The 24,368-nt window shown below is 70.1% G+C and carries 20 protein-coding genes, 1 tRNA gene and 2 pseudogenes; 12 read left to right on the plus strand and 11 right to left on the minus strand.

Annotation, left to right across the window (positions count from 1 at the left end):
• Nucleotides 1-203: 203 nt before the first annotated feature.
• Complete coding sequence (locus tag FF096_RS14090) at nucleotides 204-932, plus strand: hypothetical protein (protein WP_155218241.1); 729 nt, start codon at nucleotides 204-206, stop codon at nucleotides 930-932.
• Nucleotides 933-1,033: 101 nt separating this feature from the next.
• Here FF096_RS14090 and FF096_RS14095 read toward each other — a convergent pair whose 3' ends face one another.
• The 6 genes and pseudogenes from FF096_RS14095 to FF096_RS14120 form a co-directional block, all read right to left on the minus strand.
• Nucleotides 1,034-2,632: a hypothetical protein gene (locus FF096_RS14095; protein ID WP_155218243.1), complete on the minus strand. Its 1,599-nt coding sequence runs from the start codon at nucleotides 2,630-2,632 to the stop codon at nucleotides 1,034-1,036.
• Nucleotides 2,633-3,011: 379 nt separating this feature from the next.
• Entirely contained in the window at nucleotides 3,012-3,149 is a 138-nt protein-coding gene (locus FF096_RS14100) for a hypothetical protein (protein WP_155218245.1), read from the minus strand.
• Nucleotides 3,150-4,087: 938 nt separating this feature from the next.
• Nucleotides 4,088-4,333, minus strand: coding sequence for a hypothetical protein (locus FF096_RS14105; protein ID WP_155218247.1), 246 nt, complete (start codon nucleotides 4,331-4,333; stop codon nucleotides 4,088-4,090).
• A complete protein-coding gene (locus FF096_RS14110; protein WP_155218249.1) occupies nucleotides 4,333-5,748 on the minus strand; it encodes an FAD-dependent oxidoreductase in 1,416 nt (471 codons plus the stop codon). The genes FF096_RS14105 and FF096_RS14110 overlap by 1 nt, the downstream gene beginning before the upstream one ends.
• A gap of 74 nt (nucleotides 5,749-5,822) precedes the next feature.
• A pseudogene (locus FF096_RS27295) lies at nucleotides 5,823-6,328 on the minus strand (GNAT family N-acetyltransferase).
• Nucleotides 6,328-6,654 (minus strand): ArsR/SmtB family transcription factor, encoded by a 327-nt coding sequence (locus FF096_RS14120; RefSeq protein WP_375335338.1) that lies wholly within the window; start codon nucleotides 6,652-6,654, stop codon nucleotides 6,328-6,330. The pseudogene FF096_RS27295 and the gene FF096_RS14120 overlap by 1 nt, the downstream one beginning before the upstream one ends.
• Before the next feature lie 168 nt (nucleotides 6,655-6,822).
• Here FF096_RS14120 and FF096_RS14125 point away from each other — a divergent pair, with 168 nt between their 5' ends.
• Nucleotides 6,823-7,206 carry a metalloregulator ArsR/SmtB family transcription factor gene (locus FF096_RS14125; protein ID WP_155218251.1) on the plus strand — a complete coding sequence of 128 codons (384 nt, stop codon included), beginning with the start codon at nucleotides 6,823-6,825 and terminating at the stop codon, nucleotides 7,204-7,206.
• A 54-nt stretch (nucleotides 7,207-7,260) separates the two neighbouring features.
• Here the strand turns inward: FF096_RS14125 and FF096_RS14130 are convergent, their stop codons facing one another.
• On the minus strand, nucleotides 7,261-8,385 hold the full coding sequence (locus FF096_RS14130) for an NAD(P)/FAD-dependent oxidoreductase (RefSeq protein ID WP_309223285.1): 1,125 nt from the start codon (nucleotides 8,383-8,385) through the stop codon (nucleotides 7,261-7,263).
• Between the two features lie 63 nt (nucleotides 8,386-8,448).
• On the opposite strand from FF096_RS14130, the gene FF096_RS14135 reads away from it, so the two are divergent.
• The 4 genes from FF096_RS14135 to FF096_RS14150 all read left to right on the plus strand — a co-directional run bounded on the left by FF096_RS14135 (nucleotide 8,449) and on the right by FF096_RS14150 (nucleotide 11,041).
• Entirely contained in the window at nucleotides 8,449-8,799 is a 351-nt protein-coding gene (locus FF096_RS14135) for a helix-turn-helix transcriptional regulator (protein WP_155218255.1), read from the plus strand.
• 100 nt (nucleotides 8,800-8,899) lie between these two features.
• On the plus strand, nucleotides 8,900-9,604 hold the full coding sequence (locus tag FF096_RS14140; protein WP_155218256.1) for a helix-turn-helix domain-containing protein: 705 nt from the start codon (nucleotides 8,900-8,902) through the stop codon (nucleotides 9,602-9,604).
• 103 nt (nucleotides 9,605-9,707) lie between these two features.
• Nucleotides 9,708-10,454 (plus strand): MIP/aquaporin family protein, encoded by a 747-nt coding sequence (locus FF096_RS14145; protein ID WP_155218257.1) that lies wholly within the window; start codon nucleotides 9,708-9,710, stop codon nucleotides 10,452-10,454.
• A gap of 179 nt (nucleotides 10,455-10,633) precedes the next feature.
• Nucleotides 10,634-11,041 (plus strand): arsenate reductase ArsC, encoded by a 408-nt coding sequence (locus FF096_RS14150; protein WP_155218563.1) that lies wholly within the window; start codon nucleotides 10,634-10,636, stop codon nucleotides 11,039-11,041.
• A 162-nt stretch (nucleotides 11,042-11,203) separates the two neighbouring features.
• Here FF096_RS14150 and FF096_RS14155 read toward each other — a convergent pair whose 3' ends face one another.
• From FF096_RS14155 to FF096_RS14165, 3 genes are all read right to left on the minus strand, one after another.
• Nucleotides 11,204-12,040, minus strand: coding sequence for an AbiV family abortive infection protein (locus FF096_RS14155; RefSeq protein ID WP_155218258.1), 837 nt, complete (start codon nucleotides 12,038-12,040; stop codon nucleotides 11,204-11,206).
• A gap of 8 nt (nucleotides 12,041-12,048) precedes the next feature.
• Complete coding sequence (locus FF096_RS14160; RefSeq protein ID WP_155218259.1) at nucleotides 12,049-12,741, minus strand: hypothetical protein; 693 nt, start codon at nucleotides 12,739-12,741, stop codon at nucleotides 12,049-12,051.
• A gap of 1,188 nt (nucleotides 12,742-13,929) precedes the next feature.
• Nucleotides 13,930-14,013 (minus strand) — tRNA-Leu (locus tag FF096_RS14165).
• Nucleotides 14,014-14,208: 195 nt separating this feature from the next.
• Here FF096_RS14165 and FF096_RS27490 point away from each other — a divergent pair.
• Nucleotides 14,209-14,391, plus strand: a pseudogene (locus FF096_RS27490) (hypothetical protein); the annotation flags it as partial.
• A 1,280-nt stretch (nucleotides 14,392-15,671) separates the two neighbouring features.
• On the opposite strand, the gene FF096_RS26330 reads toward FF096_RS27490, so the two are convergent.
• On the minus strand, nucleotides 15,672-16,037 hold the full coding sequence (locus FF096_RS26330) for a hypothetical protein (protein WP_196222539.1): 366 nt from the start codon (nucleotides 16,035-16,037) through the stop codon (nucleotides 15,672-15,674).
• 556 nt (nucleotides 16,038-16,593) lie between these two features.
• Between FF096_RS26330 and FF096_RS14175 the strand changes: the two genes are divergently transcribed.
• The 5 genes from FF096_RS14175 (at nucleotide 16,594) to FF096_RS14195 (ending at nucleotide 24,366) form a co-directional block, all read left to right on the plus strand.
• A complete protein-coding gene (locus tag FF096_RS14175) occupies nucleotides 16,594-17,016 on the plus strand; it encodes a fibronectin type III domain-containing protein (protein WP_309223355.1) in 423 nt (140 codons plus the stop codon).
• Nucleotides 17,017-17,203: 187 nt separating this feature from the next.
• The gene (locus FF096_RS14180; RefSeq protein ID WP_375335346.1) at nucleotides 17,204-19,819 is read left to right on the plus strand and encodes a fibronectin type III domain-containing protein; all 2,616 of its coding nucleotides are present in this window, start codon (nucleotides 17,204-17,206) and stop codon (nucleotides 19,817-19,819) included.
• Between the two features lie 24 nt (nucleotides 19,820-19,843).
• Nucleotides 19,844-20,839 (plus strand): MoxR family ATPase, encoded by a 996-nt coding sequence (locus FF096_RS14185; protein ID WP_309223287.1) that lies wholly within the window; start codon nucleotides 19,844-19,846, stop codon nucleotides 20,837-20,839.
• A 15-nt stretch (nucleotides 20,840-20,854) separates the two neighbouring features.
• Nucleotides 20,855-22,054: a DUF58 domain-containing protein gene (locus FF096_RS14190; protein ID WP_309223288.1), complete on the plus strand. Its 1,200-nt coding sequence runs from the start codon at nucleotides 20,855-20,857 to the stop codon at nucleotides 22,052-22,054.
• The gene (locus FF096_RS14195; RefSeq protein WP_155218262.1) at nucleotides 22,030-24,366 is read left to right on the plus strand and encodes a transglutaminase domain-containing protein; all 2,337 of its coding nucleotides are present in this window, start codon (nucleotides 22,030-22,032) and stop codon (nucleotides 24,364-24,366) included. Before FF096_RS14190 ends, FF096_RS14195 begins: the two co-directional genes overlap by 25 nt.
• The last annotated feature ends 2 nt before the right edge of the window (nucleotides 24,367-24,368 follow it).

Genomic DNA, 24,368 nt, shown 5'->3' on the forward strand with positions numbered 1-24,368 from the left:
CGCGAAACCCAACCCCAAACCGAGAAGATCAACTGCCCAGATCACGGCCTTGATCAACAGCTAGCGAAAGACCGAGGTTAGCGGCTGCGGCCTTCTGCTGGCACGCTGAGGCTATGGACAGGCGGCCCCTCGGGGACTACGAGCAGCTACTTGGATCGATCCCTCGCCCCTGGATCTCTGGGACCGTCGTGCACGGCTCGGGCGTGCTCGACGATCTGGTGGCGGGGTTGGCGCGACACGGCAGCACAGACTGGTCTGCCGAGTATTGGCGGCGTTTGGAGCCCGGGGCGGCCGCGATTGGATGTGTGCCGTGGCTGACGGACCATGCTGTGGCCGAGGCTCTCGCATCGTTCGATCAATGCTGCGTTGTTGTGGACAAGCAACAGCCGGAGTATGCCGCGGTGCGGCGGTTGGCGACCGAGGGCAAGCCGTTGTCGAGCGCCTACCTCGACGGCTTCGAGGAGGTGGCGCTGCCCGACGAGAGAGGCAATCCACCCATTATCCACCCTTATAGCGGCCGGCTTCAACCCGTCGAACTGGGGCCGGTGCGCGTAGCCGGGTGGCAGCGAGCAATCGATGGGACGACAAGGCCGATGCTCCACGCCAAGATGTTGGTCTTGGGGGTGACAACCTACTACGAGGACGACGAGATGTTCGCGGGCGACGTGCTGAAGTTTCATCCAAAGTCGACTTGGATGGGGTCAGCAAACTGGACCCAGGCAGCGCGCCGCCACATCGAGTTCGGTATGTGGTCGGACGACGTCGGCCTCGTGCGGCACAACTACGAGTACTTGCTGTCGCTGCTGACATTCAGCGAACCGCGAGGAGCTGCGACCATCGGACCCGAACCCGAGCTCGTGTCGGCCGTGTGGGACGACGACGCCTTTCGTGAGTACTTCGCAGAGCACCGCGATCAGTACGACGACGAGTAGCAGGACCCGTTAAGCCCACGTCGGCCCGCGGCGGCGAGCTCACGGTCTGGCCGGCTCGGCTGTCTAGGTCCTGACGCAGATGCTGTGGTGGATGATGGTCGTCACCGCAGGGGTGTCTGGCGCTTTTCCCAGGCTCTATTCAAGAGAGCCTCGATGGCCTGGTCGGCCTGTGCGTCGTCAATGCGAACGACGCGGCGGTACGCATCGCCTAGGTGACTGCCGAAGGTGTCGGCCCAGGCCGCGCATTCCACGGACAGAATGAAGATCATCGCGGTCAGGGCGTGGGTGCGGCCGGTGTACTGCGCTTGCTCGACGTCTTCGGTGTTCTGAATTGCGACGAGCGCGTTGCGGGCGACGTTCCAGTTGGTCTTTGTCGACCCGTGCGCGAACTCGCCAAGTGCGCGGTTCAACAGATTCAACCGCCGCCAGCCGGCTCCCTCGATCCAATCGCGCGGCGTGCAGTTCGGGTTGGCTTCTGTCTTGCGAGCTCGTTCCGGTCGTAGCCGCCAGGTCCGCGCGCGAGCCACCTGTTCGATGACGGAACGCAGGCAACCCATGCCGCGGTTGTCGTCTTCTAGCCACAGCCACTGTGCGGATCGCAGACCCGAGGCACAGACCGCCAAGGCATCGGCGGGAGAGCGCTTGTCGGGGTCCTGGCGGAGCCATCTAGCCACGACCGCCGCCATTTCGCCAGCAAGCACGGCTCGGGTAAAGGCGTTTTCCACGCCTTGTTCCTCGAACCGGTCACCGAGCAGTTTCCGCTCCCACTGATAAGCGTGCTGGGCGGCGAGGAGCGCACGGAACCGGTGGGCACCGAAGCTAAAGGCAGGCCACAGCTCTGAAGGCTCAGCTGGTTCCCGGCCCGCCTGCATCGCCGATATCACCCGCCGGTGCGCGGTGGCCATCGCGCCGAGCGGGCCCTCGACACCCGGCTGTCGAATGAACATCGGCAGCAGCGGCCACAGGAAGGTGCGAAGGTCGGGTAGCCAGCTTCGAGCGGGCGCGACGAGCCGTATCCGGTTGATGGTTTCCGCGAGGACCTCATAGCCCTTCTGCTCTGCTGCGGTCGCCAAGCAGGTGCGGATGTGGCTAAGGCTGACGATCAACGCATTGCCGACGGCTTCCAGCATCTGCACGTGTTCGCTCGACGGCATTTCGGTGACGTCAGCGACATCGAGCCATACGAGAGGCATCAGCCGGCCACGCCCGTGTAGGAGTTCGCTGAGATCGGCGAACAGCTCACCGACCGGAGTCTCGACGCCATCCGGCGGCCGGACACCGGGTTCGGCCCAAAGCCTGTTGAGCCAGGCCACGGTCGATTCGCCGGGCTGCTGATCGATGCCGCTGTTGAACTGCAGGTTCGACGACCACCGTTCCAACTGGGTACGGGCGACGATGCTCGCGCCGATCGGCTGCAGGCAAAGCATGAGACGCACCGCAGTAATGACACTGTCCAGGCCCCAGGCCAGATGGTCCGGCCAGGTCGGGCCGGACCAGAAGGGAGGACGTCCCAGGTCCGCTCCCAATTCCTCAGCGGCAAGTCCCATAGGGAACTGGCTTGTCAACAGCGGCAGACCGATGCTCTGCATCACTTGTCCGGAGTAGACAATCCGCTGCATACGCTGGTTATGCCGAGCGATCAACGCTTCGGCAATGCCGTCATGCCCACGGTCGCGAAGGGCGGCCTCGAACCCTGCCACGGTCAGTGGAACGCGTTCCCCGCGTCGATCCGCACGCTGGCCAATCTTCGCCTGGGCACGCTGAGCCGCGCGACGAACCGTCCGCGCGCGGACCCGCCGCCGCCCTCCGCTCTGGCCTGCCACGCCGATTAATCCGCCGTTCCGAGTTCGCTCCGTTACTGATTCCTGTGCAACCATAGGTAAGGTTCGGCGAGGCATTCAAGGCAATATCGCTGGTTGGGGCGCTTGAGGCAAACGGCGATTGGGTCTGTCGGCCGAGCGGTGGTGACGGGCGACGCCTCCGCTGCGTTGCACCAGGTCATCGAGTCGAAGCCGCCGAGGGACCCGCGATCTGACGACAGAGTCGGGAGATGGACGAGCAGATGGTCCGGTTGATCATTCAGAACGCTGCGAAGGCGAACATCGCGAGCATCAGGCTGGCAGTTACTGCATCTGGATCGGCATGGATGCGCGCGGAGACTGCGATACCGATACCCGAAGCCAGCTCACGGATGCGGTCGGGCGGATCAGTAGTCACCTAAAGTTGGCCGCTCCCGTCCGGATGCAGCGACCGGCGGACGCTGTCAGCCACTCTCCGCAATCATGCCGGCGCACCATCATCGGCATGAGCGTGCGCCGGTGATGGCCTTTCGCTGGCTCACAGCCACCCGCGCTGCCACTCCGGCCACCGCCGGTTCATCGCGTAGCCGGCGCCGGCCCGGTCCAAACCCGCTGGGCACCCCGCCGACGAGCCGGGCGCCTGCGGTTCGTGCCGCCAAACCCCAGCCGTCGCGGTCTCCATCCGCCCCATGGTCAACGTCCTCTCCACAGGCGGGTCAAGGACCCCCTCTGCGCGGAGCCTGGGGCAAGACAGCCGTGCGGAAATCAGATACGCCGACCCCGCCACCGTCACCGCCAGCCACCACCCCCAACCCACCGCACCGCCCCGTCCCCGCCGGGATGCCAACCCAGGTCAATCGACCACCGACCACACCCCCAGCAACCTCCACCACAAAGATCCACATCACCGGCCACAGTAGACGAATACCAACGGCCAGCCGACGCGCACCGAACCCATGATCCAGACCAGGCGGCACACAATGCATTGGTCAACACGCACCGCCACGAACCCCACCCAGACGGCACTCGAACTTGGAGCACCAACGGAGCACCAACCTCCCACATTATGGAAGATCACGGCACATTCTGGGAAACAGTCAGGGCTGTGACCAGCGTTTTCGCTGGCCATGGCCTTGATCGTCTTGCGCGCCCGAAAGGACTCGAACCCCTAACCTTCTGATCCGTAGACGACAAGTCAGATGGCCCAGCTCGGAGCCTTGATCAGATCACAGCCACGCGCCCGATTCCGGCCTTTTTAGGCTGATTCACATAACTGTCAAGAACATTCTCACCCTTGTCTCATAGAGCGAGACCGAATGCTGCTGCCGCCACAAAATGCAAGCGCGCGGATCGCGGCTACTTCTGCTCCCTACGGAGCGCATTCCGCCAGCGGCCAGAAGGCATGCGGGAGGCGGTGAGCGCGCCGGTGACGGCAGTGGTGGAGGCATCGAGGCTGTCGGCCATCGGGTTGAGCAGGACCGGGTAGGCGTAGTAGAGGGTGCCGTAGCCGACGGTGGAGGTGATGGCGAGGGCGGCGACGATGCGCCACCCGTGGCGCCCGCCGACCGTGGCGTCGGCGGGCGCCGTCGTGGTGGTGGTCATCAGCTGGCGCAGCAGCCACCGGTCTGGCCGCTGATCCGGGTGTCGAGGCTGACCAGGTTGAGCGGTGCGGAGAGCAGGCCGCCCGAGATGCCGGTCGCCAACCCCTTACCGGCGGGCTGGGCTGTGGGGGCGGTTCCGCAGCAGCTGTCGGTGGCGGTGGAGTCGGCGGGGTTGCTGTTGCAGACGCCGGTTTCGGGCAGGTCGAGCTGGACGTCGCGGGCTGCCTGCCAGTCGCCGGCGAGGGCGGCGACGACGGATCGGACCTGTTCGTAGCCGGTGGCCATGAGGAAGGTGGGCGCGCGGCCGTAGCTTTTCATGCCGACGGCGTAGTAGCCGGTCTCGGGGTGGGTGAGTTCGTTGACGCCGTGCGGTGGGACGGTGCCGCAGGAGTGCTCGTTGGGGTCGATCAGCGGGGCGAGTGCGCGGGTGGCGCCCATGACCGGGTCCAGGTCGAGCCGCAGTTCGGCGGCGATGGTGTGGTCGGGGCGGAAGCCGGTGGCGGCGACGATGCGGTCCACGGTGATGGACTCGTCGTTGCCGCCGGCGTGGCGGACGACCACGGCGACGCGGCCGTCGGTCGGGGTGAGTGCGTGCACGGAGAAGCCGGTGAGCAGCCGGATCCGGCCGGCTTCCACGTGTTCGCGTAGCCGGGAGCCGAGGGCGCCGCGGGCGGGCAGCGCGTCGGCGTCGCCGCCGCCGTAGGTGCGGGCCGGGCTCGCCGAGCGGATTGCCCACGTCACCTGGGTGCCCGGTTCCGCGGCGGCAAGCTCGGCTAGGGAGAGCAGGGTGTTGGCGGCGGAGTGGCCGGCGCCGACGACGAGGGTGTGTCGGCCGGCGAAGCGGTCTCGGTCCGTGCCGAGCACGTCGGGCAGGGCGTGCTCGAGGAACGCTGCCGCGTTCTTTTCGCCGTGGGCGGGCAGGCCGGAGGCGCCGAGGAGGTTGGGGGTGCTCCAGGTGCCGGATGCGTCGATGACGGCTCGGGCGAGCAGCTCGTCGCCGTCGGCGAGGCGGATGAGGAACGGGGTCTGCTCGCGGCCGGCGGTGCGCAGCCGGTCCAGGCCGAGGCGGCTGATCGCCTCCACCCGCGCGCCGTAGCGCAGATGCGGCTTGAGCTGCGGCAGCTCCGCGAGGGGCTGCAGGTAGTCCGCGACGAGGTCCGCGCCGGTGGGCAGGGCGTCCTCGGCCGGGGCGACCCAGCTGGCGTCGTCGAGCAGCCGACGCGCGGCGGGGTCGATGTTGTACCGCCACGGGGAGAACACCCGCACGTGCCCCCACTGCCGCACCGCCGCGCCGGCGGTGTCACCGGCCTCCAGAACAAGGAAGGGCAGGCCACGCTCGTGCAGGTGGGCGGCAGCGGCCAGACCGACCGGTCCCGCGCCGATCACCACGATGGGCAGCTCGTCCAGGACAATCATCGGAAACTCCTCTGTGTTGAAAACTGTCGAATCAGAAAGGTGCGGTGGTGCAGGGTTGGTCAGAGCCCGAGGGCTCAGATAAGAGGGCTGCGGCGCTCGAGTAGGACGACGTCGCGCCACCGGCCGTGGTGCCGGCCGACCCGCTCGCGGACGCCGATGATGCGGAACCCGGCCCGCTGGTGCAGCGTGAGGCTGGCGGTGTTGTCGGGGAAGACGCCGGACTGGATGGTCCAGATGCCGGCGACCTCGGTGGAGGCGATCAGCGCGTCCAGCAGCAGCCGGGCCACCCCACGTCCTTGGGCGGCGGGGTCGACGTAGACGGAGTGCTCGACCACCCCGGCGTAGACCGGCCGGCTCGACGTCGGCGCGACGTCGGCGCGACCGCCACCCACCCGGGGACGATGCCGTCCGCGTCGACGGCCACGAGGCGGTGGTCAGGCAGCTTGGCCGCGTCGAATGCTGTCCAGGTCGGGGCGGTAGTCTCGAAGCTGGCGTTGCCGGCGTCGAGGCCAGCCTGGTAGATGGCGAGGACACGATCGGCGTCGTCCGGGGTCATCGGACGAACGGTGATGTCGGCCATCAGCAGACTCCGATCGGCTGCGGGGCGGGGCGGCCCATGACCACGTCGGCGGCCGACGGGAAGCAGCCGACGCAGGCGTCGTTGATGCGGTAGTGACGGGCGGTGCCCACCGGCGCGACGAGCACGAACCGCACCTCGGTCAGGATCTTCAGGTGTTGCGAGACGGTGGACTGGGCCAGCCCGACGGCGGCGACGATCTCCCCCACGCTCATCGGCCGGGCGTGCCGGGCAAGGTACTCCACGATCTGCACCTGGGTCGGGTCCGCCAGGGCCCGGAACCACGAGGCGTAGGTCTGCGCGGTGTCCCGGTCGAGGAGTTCGCCCACCACCACTCCCTCTATCGTTTATCGCCGATTAACGATGAAGCTAACAGGTGCCGCCCTGGCGAGGTGGGTGGTTGCCGAACATGCTGCTTCCCTTCCTCCAGAGGCCTGCCTCGACGTCCGTCTAACCAGAGAGTTGCACGCTGATTAGAGAGATGTCAACCTAGAGGAATGTCAAAGCAAGGCGCGCCCCTCGCCGTCATCGACCTCAACGCCGACGCGCCGTGCTACCCCCCGCTGGCTCAGCGTCGGGTCCCGGCCGAGACGGCCGCGGTGCTCGCCCCCGCATTCAAGGCCCTCGGCGACCCGGTACGGCTGCAGCTGATGTCGATGATCGCCTCCGCCGAGGACGGCGAGGTGTGCGTGTGCGACCTGACGCCGGCGTTCGACCTGACCGGGCCGACGATCTCCCACCACCTCAAGACGCTGCGCGAAGCGGGCCTGGTCGACGCCGAACGGCGCGGTACGTGGGTCTACTACCGGGCCCGCCCGGGCATCCTGCGCCAGCTCGCCGCCCTGCTGTCGGTCGAGCCGGCCCCTTCGTCGCAGGCGTAAACCGCCGGGCAGCTCCCGTACCTGGCAGCGCCGAACGCCGATCGCCGAACGCGATCAGCGTTGAGCGCCGTGTCCCGTGCGCGAGACGGCGTCCGCCCTCCGCTGCCGGCCTCGGCGGGGCCGTCCGGACAGGTGAGCCGCCAGGGCAGTCATGACATGGGTGGCGTCGCGGCCGACGCCGCGCAGGGTGTTCGAGGCGAAGGATCGCTGAAATTCCAACCCGAGATAGACCAGCCCTGGATGGGTGGTGGAGATCCCGCCCACCTGCCGGGGCGCACCTTGGTCAAGGGCGCCCAAGGGCGTGAGGTAGGCCAGATCGGGGCGGTAACCGGTGGCGAAGATGACCGCGTCGACCGGCTCGGGCGTGCCATCGGCCCAGATGACGCCATCAGGGGCGAAGGCGGTGAACATGTCCCGCCGGGAGAGCAGCCCGCAGGCGAGGGCGTCGCGGTAGACGCCGGTGTCGAGCACGGCCGCGTGTCGGACCAGGCGGGTGAGGATGCGACGGGGCAGGCGGTCCGCGCCGGTGACCCGCAGCCAGTGGTGCAGGTCCCGCCCGCCGAGGCGTTGGGGCAGGAAGCGCACGGGTTCCCGGGTGGCGAGCGTGACCCGGGCGTGGGCCGCGATCTCGTAGGCGACCTGGACGGCGGAGTTGCCGGCACCCACGACGATGACCCGCTTGCCCGCATACATCTCCGGCCGGCGGTACTGGGCGACGTGCCGGACATCGCCGGCGTAGTCATCCTGGCCGGGCAGCCTCGGCAGGTAGGGGTTGCCGAAGGATCCGCTGGCGGCGACGACGCCGGCCGCGGCGATCTCGTCGCCGGTGTCGGTGTGGACGAGGTATCCCCCGTCGCGGCGAGGGTGCACGGCCGTGACGCGGGTGCGGGTGCGGATGTCGACGTCCACGGTATGGGCGTACCGGCTCAGATAGGTCGTGACCTCGTCACGGCGGGGGTAGCGGTCCGGATCACCGTCAAAGGGCATGCCGGGCAAGTCGCTGTAGCGGGCGGGCGAGAAGAGGGTCAGGCTGTCGTAGTAGTCGGGCCAGGAGCCAAGGGGCTCGCTGCCGGCCTGCAGGACGACAGGCCGCAGGCGCGCGGTCAGGGCGGCATGGGCGGCGGCCAGGCCTGACTGGCCGCCGCCGATGATGATCACTGGCTTGGTTCGAGCTGTCACAGGAATGATCATATCGTCGTTTTGCTGAATGACAATATGATGATGACGGGGGAAGGTAGGGCCATGAGCGACGCCACAGCCGGGCAGTCCACAGGGGCACCCTCGCCCGCGCACGCGGCCGGAGCCCCTGAAGGCCTGGCGCCGCAGACGCAGGAGTTCCTCAAAGCTCTGGGCAGCCCCACCAGGCAGCGGATCATGATGCTGTTCGCACAGGGCGCTGAGCTGTCGGTGGGCGAGGTGGCCGAGCGGACAGGCATCAGCCAGGCCACAGCGTCGCAGCAACTGACACTGCTTCGACGCGGACGGGTGGTCACCTCCCGCCGCGACGGGAAGACCGTGTACTACCGGGCGGATCGCGACGGCGCGCTCGCCGCGCTCACCGAGCTGCAGTCCTACCTGGCGACCTGCTGCTGACCAATCGCCGACCGACCCCACCCCTCCCCGAGGCCCAACCGCAAGGCTTATGCCAGCAGCAGGCTTGACGTCAGATAATTACTCAGCGAAAGTTGAGTCAATGGACGCTGAGCCTATTTCCCTGGCCGAGCGCGCACGGATCCACGCCGCACTCGGCGAGCCCGCGCGCCTGGCGATCGTGGACGCGCTCACCTTCGGCGACGCCTCCCCCGGGGAGATCGCCCACACGCTCAACATGCCGACCAATCTCGTCGCCCACCACGTCAAGGTGCTCACCGAAGCCGGCCTCGTCCTGCGCGGCCGGTCCGAGGGCGACCGGCGGCGCACCTACCTGCGACTCCAGCCGGCAGCCCTGGCGGCTCTCATCCCTCCCCGGATGGCCGATGTGGGACGGGTAGTTTTCGTGTGCACCCACAACTCCGCCCGCTCCCAGCTGGCCGCCGCCCTGTGGAAGCGACGCACCCGCGGGGAAGCCGCCTCGGCCGGCACCAAGCCTGCCGCCCGAGTGCATCCCCGCGCGATTGCCGTGGCTCACCGCCACAACCTCAACCTCAACCCTGCCGGCACTGCACACGTCAACGACGTCGTCCGCGACGACGACCTGGTCATCGCCGTCTGCGACAACGCCCACGAAGACCTCACCGGACCGGTCCGCCCCCGCCTGCACTGGTCTGTGCCGGACCCGGTCCGGGTCGACACCGACGAGGCGTTCGAGGCCGCGTTCGCCGATCTCGCCGCCCGCGTCGACCGCGTCGCTCCCGCCATCAGCGGCCACGAGTTCGGAAGACGGCCGTGGGTGACATGAGTCCGCTCCGTGCGCGAACACCCAGCTGAACGTCTCGTCACCCGGTAGTCCGACCTCGTCGGGACCGCTGCCACAGCACAACGCTCTGGGAGAGAACAGACTGATGACCATCGCACTCCGGCGGCGCCTGCTGGCCGAGTTCATCGGCACTGCTCTGCTCGTCGCCGCCGTCGTGGGCTCCGGCATCATGGCGGCCTCGCTCTCCCCTGGCGACGTCGGGCTCCAGCTGCTGCAGAACTCGATCGCCACCGCTCTCGCGCTCGGCACGCTGATCCTGATCTTCGGCCCGGTCTCCGGCGCCCACTTCAACCCCGTTGTCTCCGCCGCCGACTGGTTCCTCGGTCGCCGCGTCGGAACCGGACTGACCGTCCGCGACCTCGCCGGCTACACGGTCGCCCAGGTCCTCGGCGCGATCGCCGGATCGGTGCTGGCGAACCTCATGTTCGACCTCGCCGCCGTGGACCTCTCCAGTAAGGACCGCGCCGCCGGCAACCTGTGGCTCGGTGAGGTCGTCGCCACCACCGGCCTGATCCTGCTGATCTTCGCCCTCGCCCGCTCCGGCCGCGCCCCGGTCGCCCCCGCCGCAGTCGGCGCCTACATCGGCGCGGCCTACTGGTTCACCTCGTCGACCTCGTTCGCCAACCCCGCGGTGACCATCGGTCGGGCTTTCACGGACACCTTCGCCGGCATCGCCCCCGCCTCAGTCCCCGGCTTCCTCGCCGCCCAACTGCTCGGCCTGGCCGTCGGCGTCGGCCTGCTCGCCGCGCTCTACCCCGACGCCGGGCAGGCCGCCGACCAGGTCGTCGTTCCCGCCAACGAACGTGACCCGGCATTGGACCGCCGACCATGACCATCTTCGGCCCCGAGCACGGTGGGGCGGACAAGGACCGCGACCCGGTCAACCCACCATGCTCCGCCGGCCGCTACCGGCTGCTCGACCGCAACAGCGACCCGAACCAGTCCCTGCCCGTATCCCTTTCCGAGGCACCCACGAACCGGCCCTATGACCTGCTAATCCAAGGAAGGCATCTGATGTCCAAACCCAGCGTCCTGTTCGTCTGCGTCCACAACGCCGGCCGTTCCCAGATGGCCGCCGGCTGGCTGCGCCACCTCGCCGGCGACGAGGTCGAGGTCCGCTCCGCCGGCTCCGAGCCCGCCGACCACATCAACCCGATGGCCGTCGAGGCCATGCGCGAGGTCGGCATCGACATCACCGCCAACAAGCCGAAGATCCTCGACTACGCCACCGCCGAAGCCTCCGACGTCATCATCACCATGGGCTGCGGCGACGTCTGCCCGGCCTTCCCGGGCAAACGGTACGAAGACTGGAAGCTCGACGACCCCGCCGGCCAGAACCTCGCCACAGCGCGTCACATTCGCGACGAGATCCACACCCGGGTGGAAAACCTCCTCGCCGATCTCAACCCCACTGCCTGAACTGCAGCGGCGAAGGAACAACGCGAACTGGCAGCGGCTGGCCTGTTTCGGAGGATCGTTCGGCAGCGGGCGGCGAACTGGACCCACTGGCACCGGCCGCGCCGCGTTCTAAGGCGCCAACCAGGCCGGTCAGAGCCCCAATGATGGCGAGGGCTACCGTGCTCATTGGCTCTCCAGCCGGTCCAACTCCTCGGCCAACCGCCTCAGCTCACGCGTTTCGGCTTCATAGCCCGGCTTGCCGAGGTTCTCGAAGGGGTTGCTCCCGGGTTCTGGCAAGTGCAGTCTGTAGTCGTCGTTGTTCAACTTTCGGCCTTCACGCCCCTGCCGCATGGAGTCGTAAAGTTCCTCGTCTGCGGCACGGCCGGGAAGGCGGGAGAAGATGTCACGCATCTTCTCGATCTCGGCCTCGGTCCTGGGCGGTACGCCCCGCGCTTCTTCAGCCTGTTGTTTGGCCTCGATGTGCTCGCCTAGCCGAAGCTGCCAGCCGATCTGGTGGACATGGTTGATGACGTCAATCAGCGACTCTCGATCGGAGACGCCTGTGGGTTCAAGTACGCCCCCCGCTCCATCGATGTCCACGTAGAAGCCTCGCTGCTTCAGCCTGTCGTGCCGCAGAGCCCACCGCTTGATGGTTCCCAGGTAGGCAAGGTTCCTCTCTGGATCTGCGGGCTCGGTGCCGAACCAGTACCGCTCCTCAGCAAGGAAGGTGTGGACCAGTTTCAGCTTTTCCTGGTGGCTTGCCCACAGGTTCTCCAGTCGGGCGTTTACAAACGGCTCGCCCTCCGGTGCATAGGCCATCTCCACGCGCCGCTCGTGGAGGGCGATAGCCTTCCCCGATTCCTCCATGGCGAGGATGGCGAGCGACCGCGCGAGCCCGACGGTGCCGAGATCGAGTACGGCCAGCGCGGCGGTCAGGAGCCGGTCCGCGTTGGCCAGGAGAGCGTCCTGTAGTTCGACCACCCGGGCCGGTGACAGGTTCGGTAGCTTCCGTACAGGCATGACTCGCCCTAGTCGACCTTGCCCTCGGGATCCGAGACGAACGCCAGGAATTCGACGCCGAGCGGAGTCGTCGCCGGCCCCCACAGTCCGCCAGCGGACATAATCCCGCTGATCGACTGGTTGACCAGGCCAGCGGTGCTAAGCGCCGCTGCGTACCGATCAATCAGATCGCGACGGCCGGCAAGCTCAGGCATACCGGCCTCGATGATGGCGGTCTTCGGGCCCATGGAGATACTCGGCCGAGGCATTCCGTGGCGGTCGAACCAGCCAGGCGGATCGGAAAGCAGCTTCAGCATTCGCACGTGGGTCGGGGTGAACCGATCGATCATGTCGAAGAACAGCTGCTGCGTGTCGACGTCCGGCGCGTCGGGCATCACGGAGTTGACGACCGCGTTGCGCAGCACCTCGAGCTTCTCGGCGCGTGAAGTGCGGTCGGCGATCTGCGCGGCGGTGGTCAGCGCATCCATGAAAGCGTCCTCGCTGGTGAGCTGTGCGAAGTCACCGACCTGCTGTTCGAGCTCGTGCACCTTCCCAGCAAGCTCGTTGAGCCATCGGGTACGTCGGTCGGCAAGGCGCCGGCCAGCGAGTTCATTGAAGGCGACCTGGAGGGCGCTGCCCGCCACGGGCACGAACGAAATAGCCATCTCGGCGGACTTCGCGAGCCCTTGCCTTCGGTCGCCGTCCTCAGGGTACGGTTCCACGCTGGGCATGATGCCCTACTGCCGCACCCCTGGTTCGTAGGTAGGCGCTCGATTGCCTGCTCGGTGCCAGTGCAGCGAGACGTCCGGAAGCTTGCGGTGGTCGCCTACCAGCGCCGACCGATGCAACGCTCGTCGGGACAATGTTCGCGGGTAGTCGGCTGACCGACTCGGTGCCCGCGCCGGCTGGCCGACCCCGGCGTCGGCCTACCGGCCCTCACGGTCGGCGCCGCCGTGTTGCGGGCCGCACGTCACCGCATGCAGGGCCTCGATCAAACACCTGACCCCACGAGTGACGCGGGTCGGGGTTCGGCCACCGATGCCACTGTTCGGCCCTTCCTGGCCGGCTGCCTCGCCTCCGCCACACCACCAAATCAGCTGTGCCGAAATCAGATGCGCGGACCACGACCGTCACCACCAACCACCCGCCACCAGCCGACGGTGCCGCCCCACCACGCCAGGGCACCGACCCAGCTCAGCACCGACCGCGACCCCCGCAGCAACCCCAACCACTAAGATCCACATCACTGGCCATAATGGACACTCGTCTACGGTCGGCCCGACGGACACCTCAGCCATGATCCAGACTAGGCGACACGCAAACGCACCGGCCCGCACCCACACGCACGAACCGCCACTCACGCAGCACTCGAACTTTGAAGCACCAACGGAGCACCGACGTCCCACATGACGGGAGATCGCGGCACATGCTGGGAATTAATCAAGGCCGTGACCGGCGTTTCCGCTGGTCACGGCCTTGATCGTCTTGCGTGCCCGAAGGGACTCGAACCCCTAACCTTCTGATCCGTAGTCAGATGCCCGGCTTACCCACATCTGTTCGAATCCAGCAGTTGTTCACGCCCCATCGAAGGGTCACAACCCGGCCTGCCTTATCCACTTCCGTAGGGCAATGCTGTGCTCAGAGATGACCTGCCGAACAACGCGGTCACTGTCATCAGGGCAGGCTGTTCTGCGTCCCCTGCCTAGGAGTCGAACCTGCGCGAGCCGAACAGCTTGGATCGATACGAGCCTCGACGTTTGCGACCGAAGCGCAGGCCAGGCTGTGCCTACCGACGGCCAGCCGAATGGCGGCAAAGCTTACACCCGCCGGACGCGCTCGCTGCCGCTCCGCCGGCGGGCTGTAGTATCAGCGCATGCGCACTCAATGTGCGCACCGATGCGGAAAACTTGTGTCCGAGGGGGGACTTGAACCCCCACGCCCTATACGGGCACTAGCACCTCAAGCTAGCGCGTCTGCCATTCCGCCACCCGGACCTACTTGCCCAGCCTATCGCGCCAGCCTCGGTGTCTCATCACCCGTAGGCTGCCCGGTGGGCTGCACGGGGAGTTACTGTACACGCCGCAGATGGATCATGCACATCGGTACCGGGGCCTGTCCCGCGGATCGCACGCGAGCTCGCGGCGAGCCGTTGACGGCTGGGTAGCGTCAAGGTGCCCGTACCCGGCAGCATGGGCGTCGTGCCCCATGCTTCTCCCCTGGCCGTCGCTCAGCAACGGGCCCTCGCGCTGCGTGCTGCGGGTAACCTCGCTGCCGCCCGTGACCTGCTGACCGACGCGGTCGAGTCCGCTCAACCGCCCTTCAGCAAAGATCATCCGGACATGCTCAGCACCGCGCATCTGCTGGCCAGGCTGCACCGGGAGGCGGACGACCCGAGCGCGGCCCGACGGGTGTTGGAGGAGGCGTTCGCCGCCGGGGAACGCCGCTGGCCGCACGCCGATCCGTTGATGCTGGCGTTGGCCTTCGAGTTGGCGTCCGTCGCCGACGAGTTGGGCAACCGCCACGAGGCGCGCCGGAACTACACCCGCGTGGCCGCCGCCGGGCCCGCCGTGCTCGGCGCCGACCATCCGGCGGTACGCACCGCACGGGAGTACCTCGGCGATGCCGCTCCCGCGCCTCAGCCTCCACCCCCTGCGGCCTCCCCCACCAGCCCGGCGAACCAGCCGGGCCGGGGTGCGCTGGACGAGCCGACAGTTTCTCTGGCTGCGCTTTCCACGATGTGGAAACCCCATGATGCGTCCACGGCCGCGCCGGCTCGCTCCGTCTCGGCCGCCACGCCGACCGCCGCCCATCCGACTCCCGGTGGCCCCGGAGCCGCTGCCGCCTCTCCTGTTTCCGGCCCAGCATCCGGGTCTACCGCACCGGCCCAACCGGTCGCGCCCTTGCCACCGTCGGTCGCAGTGGAGGCAGGGCCACCCGCCCCACCCCAGGTTCCGCCGCCGCCCATCACGGCCCCGCAGATTCCACCGCCGCCCCCCGTACCACCAACCACCACCCCGCAGATCCCGCCGCCCCCGCGGATTCCGCAGCCCGCCGCGCCGCCTGACCCGTCTCGAGGTCCGGTGACCGCGCCAGGACCGGCTGCCCCATCACAGGTCCCGCCGCCTCCCGTGGTGCCGCAGGCGCGGACCCCCTTCCATGATCAGTCGGCTGGGTCCGTCGCGTCTCCGGTTGACCAGGCCCGGTCGGTGGCGATGCCACCCGCGCCGGTGGTGCCGCCGGTTCCGGCCACCGCCGTGACCGGGCAGCCGGGCGACACGCCGCACAGCGGACCACCGCACACCACACCGCCGCACACCACGCCACCTGCTCCGCCGCACAGCGCACCGCCCGCGAGCGCACCGCCGCACACCGCACCGTCGCCTTCGCCGCACACCGCGCCGTCGGCTCACGCGGAACCGGCGCGGACAGCGGAGGCAGGACCGGCTCCGCGCGAGTTGCCAGCTCCGCGTGAGTCGATGGAGGAGGACGAACCGACCGGCGTGCTGCGGCCGTTCCCGGCAGCGGACGGCCCGGCCTCGGCCGACGCCGCGGCTGCCGCGGCCGGGCATCCCGGGTGGTCCCGGCCCACCATCCGGGTCCAGCAGATCGGCCCCCTGTTGGAAGAGGAAGCGGCGCGCAGCGGCCGTGGAGCTCAGCCTTCGGCGGAAGCCGCCGGCCCACAAACGCCGGTGAGCACCTCCCCGGCCCCGTCGGCGGTCACCGAGCCGTCGCCCCCGGGACAACCGGTCAGCGCCCCGCCCGTCAGCGCGCCACCCACCAGCGCGCCACCCACCAGCGCGCCACCCACCAGCGCGCCACCGACCAGCACCGCGTGGAGCCACACCGAACCGACGAGCGTGCTACCCACACCGGGCCACCCCACCGGCACCGCATGGAGCCACACCCAACCCACCAGCGCCCCGCCGGTCAGCGCACCACCGACCAGCACGCCACCTACCAGCGCACCGCCGGTCAGCGCGCCACCCACCAGCGCACCGCCGGTCAGCGCGCCACCCACCAGCGCACCGCCGGCCAGCGCGCCGCCCGCGCTGGCCAGTCCGACGGCGGGTCCGTACGAACTGACCGCGCCGTTGCCTCAACCCGGCCCGACCAGCGCCCCGTCCGGGTACGCGCCGACCAGCGGCACCGGCTACGCGTCGCCGACCAGTGGAGCGCCCACCGGTGGACCGGCGAGCTACCTGCCGCCCGGTGGATCCCCCCACCCGGCACCCGCCCCATACGGCCCGGTCGGCGGTGCCCACCCGTCCGGCCCACACCCGCAGCTCGGCGGTGCCAGCCCGTCCAGCCCGCACGGTCAGGTCAGCGGTCCGTCCGGGTCGGTCAGCGGTGCCGGAGCGTACGGTCCGGGGGGCGACCAGCAGGATGGCCCACGGCCGCAGGATCCGGGTCATGGTTTCCAGCCGCAGGGTTCACCGGGATACTCACAGCTTGGCGGCCACGGCGCTGCCCCGCCCTATCCCGGGTCTGCCACGCCCCCGGCCTGGGGGCAGCCCGGTTCCCAGCCTCCGGGGGTCGGCTCGCCGTACCGGGAGCCGTCGTCGGGCCGTAACCGGGTGGCGATCGTGGTGGCGGTGGTGGCGGTCCTGGTGGCCCTGGCCGCGGTGATCGGGGTGGGTCTGTTGGTCCTGGACCGACGGACCGCGCAGCCTCCCGCGCCACCGGCCACCCCGTCGGCGTCGCCGGACTCGGTCGGCCCGCCGCCGGGGAACCTGACGATGCGCGACGACACCACGACGATCACGTTGACCTGGACGGATCCGTCGGACGGGCTGGTGCCGTTCATGGTGGCCGGTGGGCGGACCGGGCAGTCGCTCGGCATGATGGCCACGGTGGATCCGGGGCGGACCAGCTACACGGTCAACGGATTGAGCACCCGGGTGAACTACTGCTTCGCGGTGCTCGCCGTCTACGACACCGATCAGTTCGCCACGTCCGACCAGGTGTGCACCTCTCGGGAGACCGACCCGAACGACTGAGGCTCCCGGTCGGACAGACGTGGCGGGACACGCCGACGACACGCCACGCTGGGTGTCCACAGCCGGACGGTGCGGGTTCCCGAGGTCAACGGGGTGACCATATGATGGCTCCCGGCTCAGGGGAGGGGTCGCCGTACGGGGGCGCCACCTGCCGAGATGACACGGGAGGCTGCCGGCTGTGGCGAGCATCGACGAGGCCGTTCCGACCCGCACCCCGCGATCCCGATCCCGGGTACGCGGTGGTCTCGTCACCGTGGGCACGGTGGTGGCGCTGCTGGCGGCGATGGGTTTGACCGTGCTCGGTCTCGGTTCGGCGGACAACGCGGTGGCCAGCTTCGACGCGAGTTCCTGGTTGTGGAGCGCGGCGCGTAGTGAGTTGGCGCGGGTCAACGGGGTCACCGCCCGGGTGGACACCCGGATGGAGGTGCCGGCGGCGCGGCAGCATCCGATGCAGGTAACGCAGACGGACCGGTTGCTGGTGCTGCGGGATCTGAACACGGGTCAGATCAGCGCGTTGGATCTGGCCACGTTGCAGATCACCGCGACCACACCGACCACTCCCGGTCTCGGGGTGAGTGTGGCGTTGCACGAGGACGCGGCGTTCGTGGTGGACGCGGTCCAGGGTGTGGTGCGGCAGCTGAACCCGCAGACGTTGGCCCCGGTGGGCGAGCCGGTGCGCTACCCGCCGGGGATCACGGGTGGCACGTTCGACGGCGCGGGCCGGTTGTGGATCGCGGTGCCGGCGGAGGGCACGGTGTCGGCGATCACCCCGGCGGTGCTGCCCTCGGGCGGCGCGGACACGCCGGTGGGTTCGCCCCGGGTCGAGTCGTACGACGTGGCGGAGGCGAGCCACGAGCTGGTGGTCTCCACGTTGGATGACGGTGTGGCGGTGTTGGACCGCACGGCCGGGGCGTTGGTGACGGTCGTCGACGGTAAGACTCGACGCACGGCGCTGACCTCGACGTTGACCGGGCCCGGCATCCTGCCGGTGCGTACCAGCGGGCCGGTGGTGCCGGTGACGGTGCCCGGGCAGCGGCAGGTGCACGCGATCGCGGACTCCGGCGAGGTGCGGTCGTTCACCGTGCCGGGCGACGGTGACCGGCTGGGTCCGGCGGTGGCCTGGTCAGGGCGGTTCTACTGTGCGGACGAGGCGGCGGGCGCGGTGTACGCGTTCGACGCGACGGGCCAGCTGACCGACACGATCCGGGGCAGGTGGGACGGCCCGCTGGAGTTGGAGGTGCGGGAGAACTACCTGTTCATCAACGCGCCGGACGCGGCGACCGCGCGGGTGGTCGACGCTTCGCACCTGGTGCGGGAGGTCGACAAGTACGCCAACGACGTGCTGGGTGGTGATCCGCCGCCGGAGCCCGCGCCGCCGCCGCCACCTCCGCCGCCGAAGAAGCCTCAGGTGAGCAAGCCGGGTGCGCCGCGCAACGTGACGGCGGCGGCCGGTGACGCGCAGGCCCGGGTGAGTTGGCGGCCGGCGGCGGCCAACGGTGCCGAGATCATCCGGTACGTGGTGGAGGGTGCCGGGCAGCGGTTGGAGGTCGGGGCGAACCAGCGGTCGGTGGATGTCAAGGAGCTGACCAACGGTGAGACGTACCGGTTCACGGTGCACGCGGTGAACGCGAAGGGTGCGGGGCCGTCCCGGACGAGTAATCCGGTGACGCCGACCGCTGACGTGCCGGACCCGCCGACCGAGGTGACCGCCGAGGCGCGGGCGGACGGCACGGTGGTGGTGAGCTGGCCGGAGGCGAACGGGCAGGGCAACACGATCGCCCGGTACGCGGTGTCGGCCACGTCGGCGGGCACGAACGCACCGGTCGGTGAGGCGACCGGCACCGAGTTGGTGGTCAAGGCCGGTGAGCTGGAGTACGGCACGCAGTACGCGTTCACGGTGGTCTCGGTCAACGACAAGGGCGCGGCGTCGGAGGCGTCGCCGGTGAGCAACACGGTGGTGCCGTTCACGGTGCCCGGTGAGCCGTTGGAGTTGCGGGCGAGCACGGTGGCCGACAAGCCGGGAACGGTGGCGGTGCAGTGGGCTGCCGCGGTGGCCAACGGTCGACCGGTGACCGGTTATGTGCTGGAGGTGGGTGGCCGGCGCAGCGAGGTCACCGACACCCGGGCGACTGTGGGCGGGCTGGGTGACGGGCAGAACGTCACGGTGCGGGTCCGGGCGGTCAACGAGGCCGGTGAGGGTGCGGAGGCGACGACGACGGCGCGTACGGTGGCGGTGCCTCGGGTGACGGTGACCGGGTCGTCGGCGACCGCGACGGCGGCGACGGTGACGTTCACCGTGGACGCCGGTGGTGGCCAGGCCACCTGCACGTTGTCCCGTTCGGGTCAGCAGGCCAAGAGCGGCCCGTGTTCGAGCATCACGATGAGCGGGTTGACGCCGGGCACCAGCTACACGTTCACGGTGACGGCGACCAACGCCGCCGGCAGCGGCACCGCCACCAGGGCGCAGCAGACCGACGCCCTGTACGGCATCGCCACCTGCAACAACGGTAGTTCGGGTGCCGAGGCCACCTACTGCGACCGGGACCGGGACGGCCGCAACGGCAACGAGATCTTCTCGGTGACCCGGCAGGACAACGACCGGCAGGTCGGCTGGGCGAAGCCGGGCACCCGGTTGAAGGCGTACTGCAAGCAGCGGGGCGAAGAGGTGTACGCGTACATCTACAACAATGACAAGCGCAGCACCTGGTGGGTGCAGGTCGAGTACAGCGGACGCAACTACATCCCCTGGGCCTGGCTCAACCTGGAGGGCGGGGACGACATCAACGTCCTACCCACCTGCTGATCGACCCAGCCGAGGAGCACCGCCGTGAACAGCCAGGAACCGCTCACCCAGCAGGAGGTGCAGGGCTTCGCCGCCCTGGCCGCCCGGCTGGCCGAGAACGTCAACACGGTGGTGCTCGGCAAACCGCAGGTGGTGCGGCTGGCGTTGACGGCGTTGTTCGCCCAGGGGCACGTGTTGCTGGAGGACGTGCCCGGGGTGGGTAAGACCACCCTGGCTCGGGCGATCGCGGCGACGGTGAAGGGGCAGTGGCGGCGCATCCAGTTCACGCCGGACCTGCTGCCCTCCGACGTGTCCGGGGTGACCATCTTCAACCAGGCCACCCGTGGTTTCGAGTTCCACCCTGGTCCGGTGTTCGCCAACATCGTCATCGCGGATGAGATCAACCGGGCGTCGCCGAAGACGCAGTCGGCGCTGCTGGAGGTGATGGAGGAGCGGACGGTCACCGTCGACGGGGTGCGTCATCCGGTGCCGCAGCCGTTCCTCGTGGTGGCCACGCAGAACCCGGTGGAGATGGACGGCACGTACCGGCTGCCGGAGGCGCAGCTGGACCGGTTCCTGGTGAAGTTGTCGGTGGGGTACCCGGACGAGTCGGTGGAGGTGGAGGTGCTGCGCGGGGCGACGGTCCGCTCCCCCGAGGCGCTCGCGGCGATAACCGACACCGCCACCGTCGGTGAGATGGTCCGGATGGCTCGGCGGGTGCACATCGCCGAGCCGTTGTACGCGTACGCGGTGCGGCTGGCGGCGGCCACGCGAACCCATCCGCAGGTCCGGGTGGGTGTCAGTCCTCGTGGGGTGATCGCGTTGACCCGGGCGGCGTGCGCGTACGCGTTGATCGACGGCCGGGGTTGGATCATGCCGGAGGATCTGAAGGCGCTCACCGAGCCGGTCTTCGCGCACCGGTTGCTGCTCACGCCGGATGCTCAGGTGCGCGGGGTGACCGCCGCCGACGTGCTGCGGCAGGCGGTCGCGTCGGTGCCGGTGCCGCTGCCGTCGGGGCAGCCGGCCCCGGCGCACCGCTGATCGGCGGGGTCTGGCGTGGGGATCACCGCCCGGGGCATCGGTCTGCTCGGCGCGGCTGTGCTGCTGCTGGGGGTCGGTTTCCGGTTCGGGTACCCGGAATTGACGCTGCTCGGCGCGGCGGCCGGTACCGCCGTGGCGGTCGCCCTGGTCGCTGCGGCCCGGCGGCCTCGGCTGCTGGTGTCGCGGCAGGCCGATCCGGATCGGGTGGCGCGGGGCGAGCCGGCGGCGATGACGTTGACCGTGCACAACGCGGGTCGGGTGCGGGCGGTGAGCATGGTGGCCACCGACCGGTGCGGCGACCTGCCGGTGCCGGTGCCGGTGTTGCGGTTGCGGGCGGGCGCGGACACCACGGTCAGTTACGCCGTGCCGACGAGCCGGCGTGGGGTGGTGCCGGTCGGGCCGTTGCGGGTGACCCGCCGCGATCCGCTCGGTCTGGTGGTGCTGGCCCGCTCGTACGGCGGGGTCGTGCCGGTGTGGGTGCACCCGCGGATCCATCCGCTGCGGGCGGTGCCGACCGGCGCGGGCCGCAGTCTCGACGGGCGGGTCGACGCGGTGCCGCACGGCTCGATCACCTTCGACTCGCTGCGGGAGTACGTCGTCGGTGACGAGTTGCGTCGGGTGCACTGGCGTACCAGCGCCCGGGTGGGTGAGCTGATGGTGCGGGAGAACGTGGACACCAGCCTGCCCCGGATCGTGGTGCTGGTGGACAACCGGGCCGTCGCGCATCCGGACCGCGTCCGTGGGGTGGCGGAGTCCTTCGAGTCGGCGTGTGAGGCGGCGGCGTCGGTGGTCACCGCGGCGGTTCGGGAGGACCTGCCGGTGGTGTTGCTGTTCGTGGCGGCCGAGGAGGCCGGGGCAGGTGGTGCGGCGTCGGGCGGCGACGGGGCGGATCAGCCCGACGGGTCGGGTACCGGTCCGACCGGGCCGTTGGACCGGTTGGCGGCGGTGACGCTGACCGGCGAGGGCACGTTGGAGGCTGCGGCGGCGCGGTTGCGCCGTGACCGGCTCGGTGACACCCTCGTCGTCCTCACCGGGCCGGGTGCGACCGAGGATCTGGGGCATCTCGGCGCGCTGCGTCGCGCGTACCCGTCGGTGGTGGTCGGGATCTTCGGGGCGGCGCAGCCGACGCCGCCGGACGCGGCGGGCCTGGTCGTCATCGACGCGGCCGACGGGGCGGCGTTCGCCGCCGAATGGGACGGGGTACGCCGGTGGTGAGGCTGCTGCGGGCGACCGTGGTGCCGGTGACGCTGGTCGTGATGATCGCGCTGGCCGGTGTGGTGCTCGGTCGGGTGTACGCGGGGTCGCTGCTGACCATGCTGGTGGCGGGCGCGGCGGTCGGGTCGGTGGCGGTCAGTGTGGTGACCCGTCGGTTGCCGTCCTGGCTGGTGGCGCCGGTGTCGGTGCTGGCCATGTTCGGGTGGACGGTGGTGAGCCTGCGGGTGGCTGCCACGCAGGCGCAGGTGCCCGGCGGGTTCGTCGAGGTGGCCGGTGACGCCGCCCGCAACGCCATCCCCCGGCTGCTGACCGCGATGATCCCGGTGGAGCCGACGCCGGACACGATCCTGCTGCCGGTGGTCGCCGCCTGGCTGGCCGGGTTGGCCGCTTCGGAGGTGGCGCTGCGCGCCGGGCGGGTGTTGCTGGGTTACCTGCCGCCGGTGCTGCTCCACGTCGGCGCGGTGTACGTGGTCGGGCCGAACGCCGAGCCGGCGATCGGTGCGACGGTGGCGCTGGTGGTGGCGGCGGCGCTCGGGTTGGCGGTGCCGTCGCGGGCAGCGGGCGACGATCCGGTCGACGGGCTCGATCCGACGGCGCGTTCCGGGGTACGCGCCCGGCTGGCGGTCGCCTCGGCCGCCGGTACGGCCGTGGTGGTGGCGTTGGCGGCGCTGCTCGGCCCGGCGGTGGCCGCCCTGGTGGATTCCCGGCCGGTGGATCCGCGCCGTTACGTGGAGCCGCCGCAGGTGGAGACGCTGGACGAGAATCCGCTGATCCGGATCTCCGGTTGGGCGCTGAACCCGGAGCAGCAGCTGTTCCAGGTGGCGACCGAGCGCCCCGATGCCCCTGACTCGACGGCCCCGGCCGACGGGCCGCCGGGTTCGGCGGCGGGCGGCGGCGGGGTGCGGATCCGCCTGGCGGTGCTCAGCGACTACGACGGGGTCACCTGGCGGGTGGGCGCGACCTACCGCAACGCGGGCCGGATCCTGCCCGCCGCCGAACCGGCCCCGTACGCCACTGTCGAGACCGTCCGGCAGGAGATCACCGTCGGTGATCTCAGTGGGCGGTTGCTGCCCGCGGTCCCCACCCCGCGTGAGGTCAGCGGTGCCCGGGTCGCCTACGACCCGGGCACCGGCACCCTGATCCGTCCCGACGGTCTCGTCCCGGGTTTGCGCTACACGGTGACCTCGGCTCGGGAGCGTCCGGACGTCAACCTGCTGGCCACCGCCAGCACCCCGGCCGGTGACGCGGTGGCCCGGGTGCTGCACGTCCCGGACGGCGCGCCCGAACAGTTGCGGCGGCTCGCCACGCAGTTGGCTGAGGAGAACGGCGCCCCGTACGCGAGGGCGGCGGCGATCGAGCAGTGGCTGGCGGAGCACTACCGGCTGGTCGCCGACGCGCCGAGTGGCCACGCCTACCCGAACCTGGCGTTCTTCCTGTTCGGCCCGCGTAACGGTGGTGGCCAACGTGGCACGTCCGAGCAGTTCGCGGCGTCGTTCGCGGTGCTGGGTCGGCTCGCCGGGCTGCCGACCCGGGTGGTGGTCGGGTTCGCCGCTGCCGAGTCGGGTCCGGTGCGGGCCGCCGACGCGTACGCCTGGCCGGAGGTGCTTTTCGACGGCCTCGGCTGGGTGGCGTTCGACCCGTTGCCCCGACCGGACGACGAACCGCGACCGGTGGAGGAGGATTTCCGTCCCAAGCCGGAGGATCCGCCGCCGTCGGAGCAGCCGGAGCCCACCCTGGAGCCGACCGCCTCGCCACCGGCACCGGCCGCTGCCGGTGATGCGGCGGACTCCGGAGGCGTACCGGTGCCGGTGCTGGCCGGTGGTGCCGCTGGTGGCCTGCTGCTCCTGGTCGGGGCGGCGCTGGTGGTCCTCGCCGGGCTACGTCGGGCTCGGACCCGGGCCCGGCTGCACCGGGGTGATCCCGCGCAGCGCATCGCCGGTGCCTGGCGGGAGCTGACCGACGCGCTGCGGCTGGCCGGCCGACCAGTAGCCGCCGACCTGTCCGCCAGCGAGGTCGCCACGGTGGCCCACCACGCTTTGACCGAAGCGTTCGACCGGAGCACCACCACCGCCGAGGCTGGCGGTGGCGGTGGCGGTGGCGGTGACGGGCCGGTGGCGGCGCACCGGGCGGTCGACGACCTGGCCCGGTTGATCAACCAGGTCGGCTTCGCACCGGGGGCGGCCACCGTGGAGCAGGCCGGGGCAGCCGCCGAGGCGGCCACCACCTACAGCGGGGCGCTACGTGCCGCCCGCTCCCGCTGGCGGCGGGTCCTCTGGTCCGTGCACCCGGGCCCCCTGCGCTGGCCCCACTGACG

Source organism: Micromonospora sp. CP22 (assembly GCF_009712475.1).
Lineage (GTDB): Bacteria > Actinomycetota > Actinomycetes > Mycobacteriales > Micromonosporaceae > Micromonospora.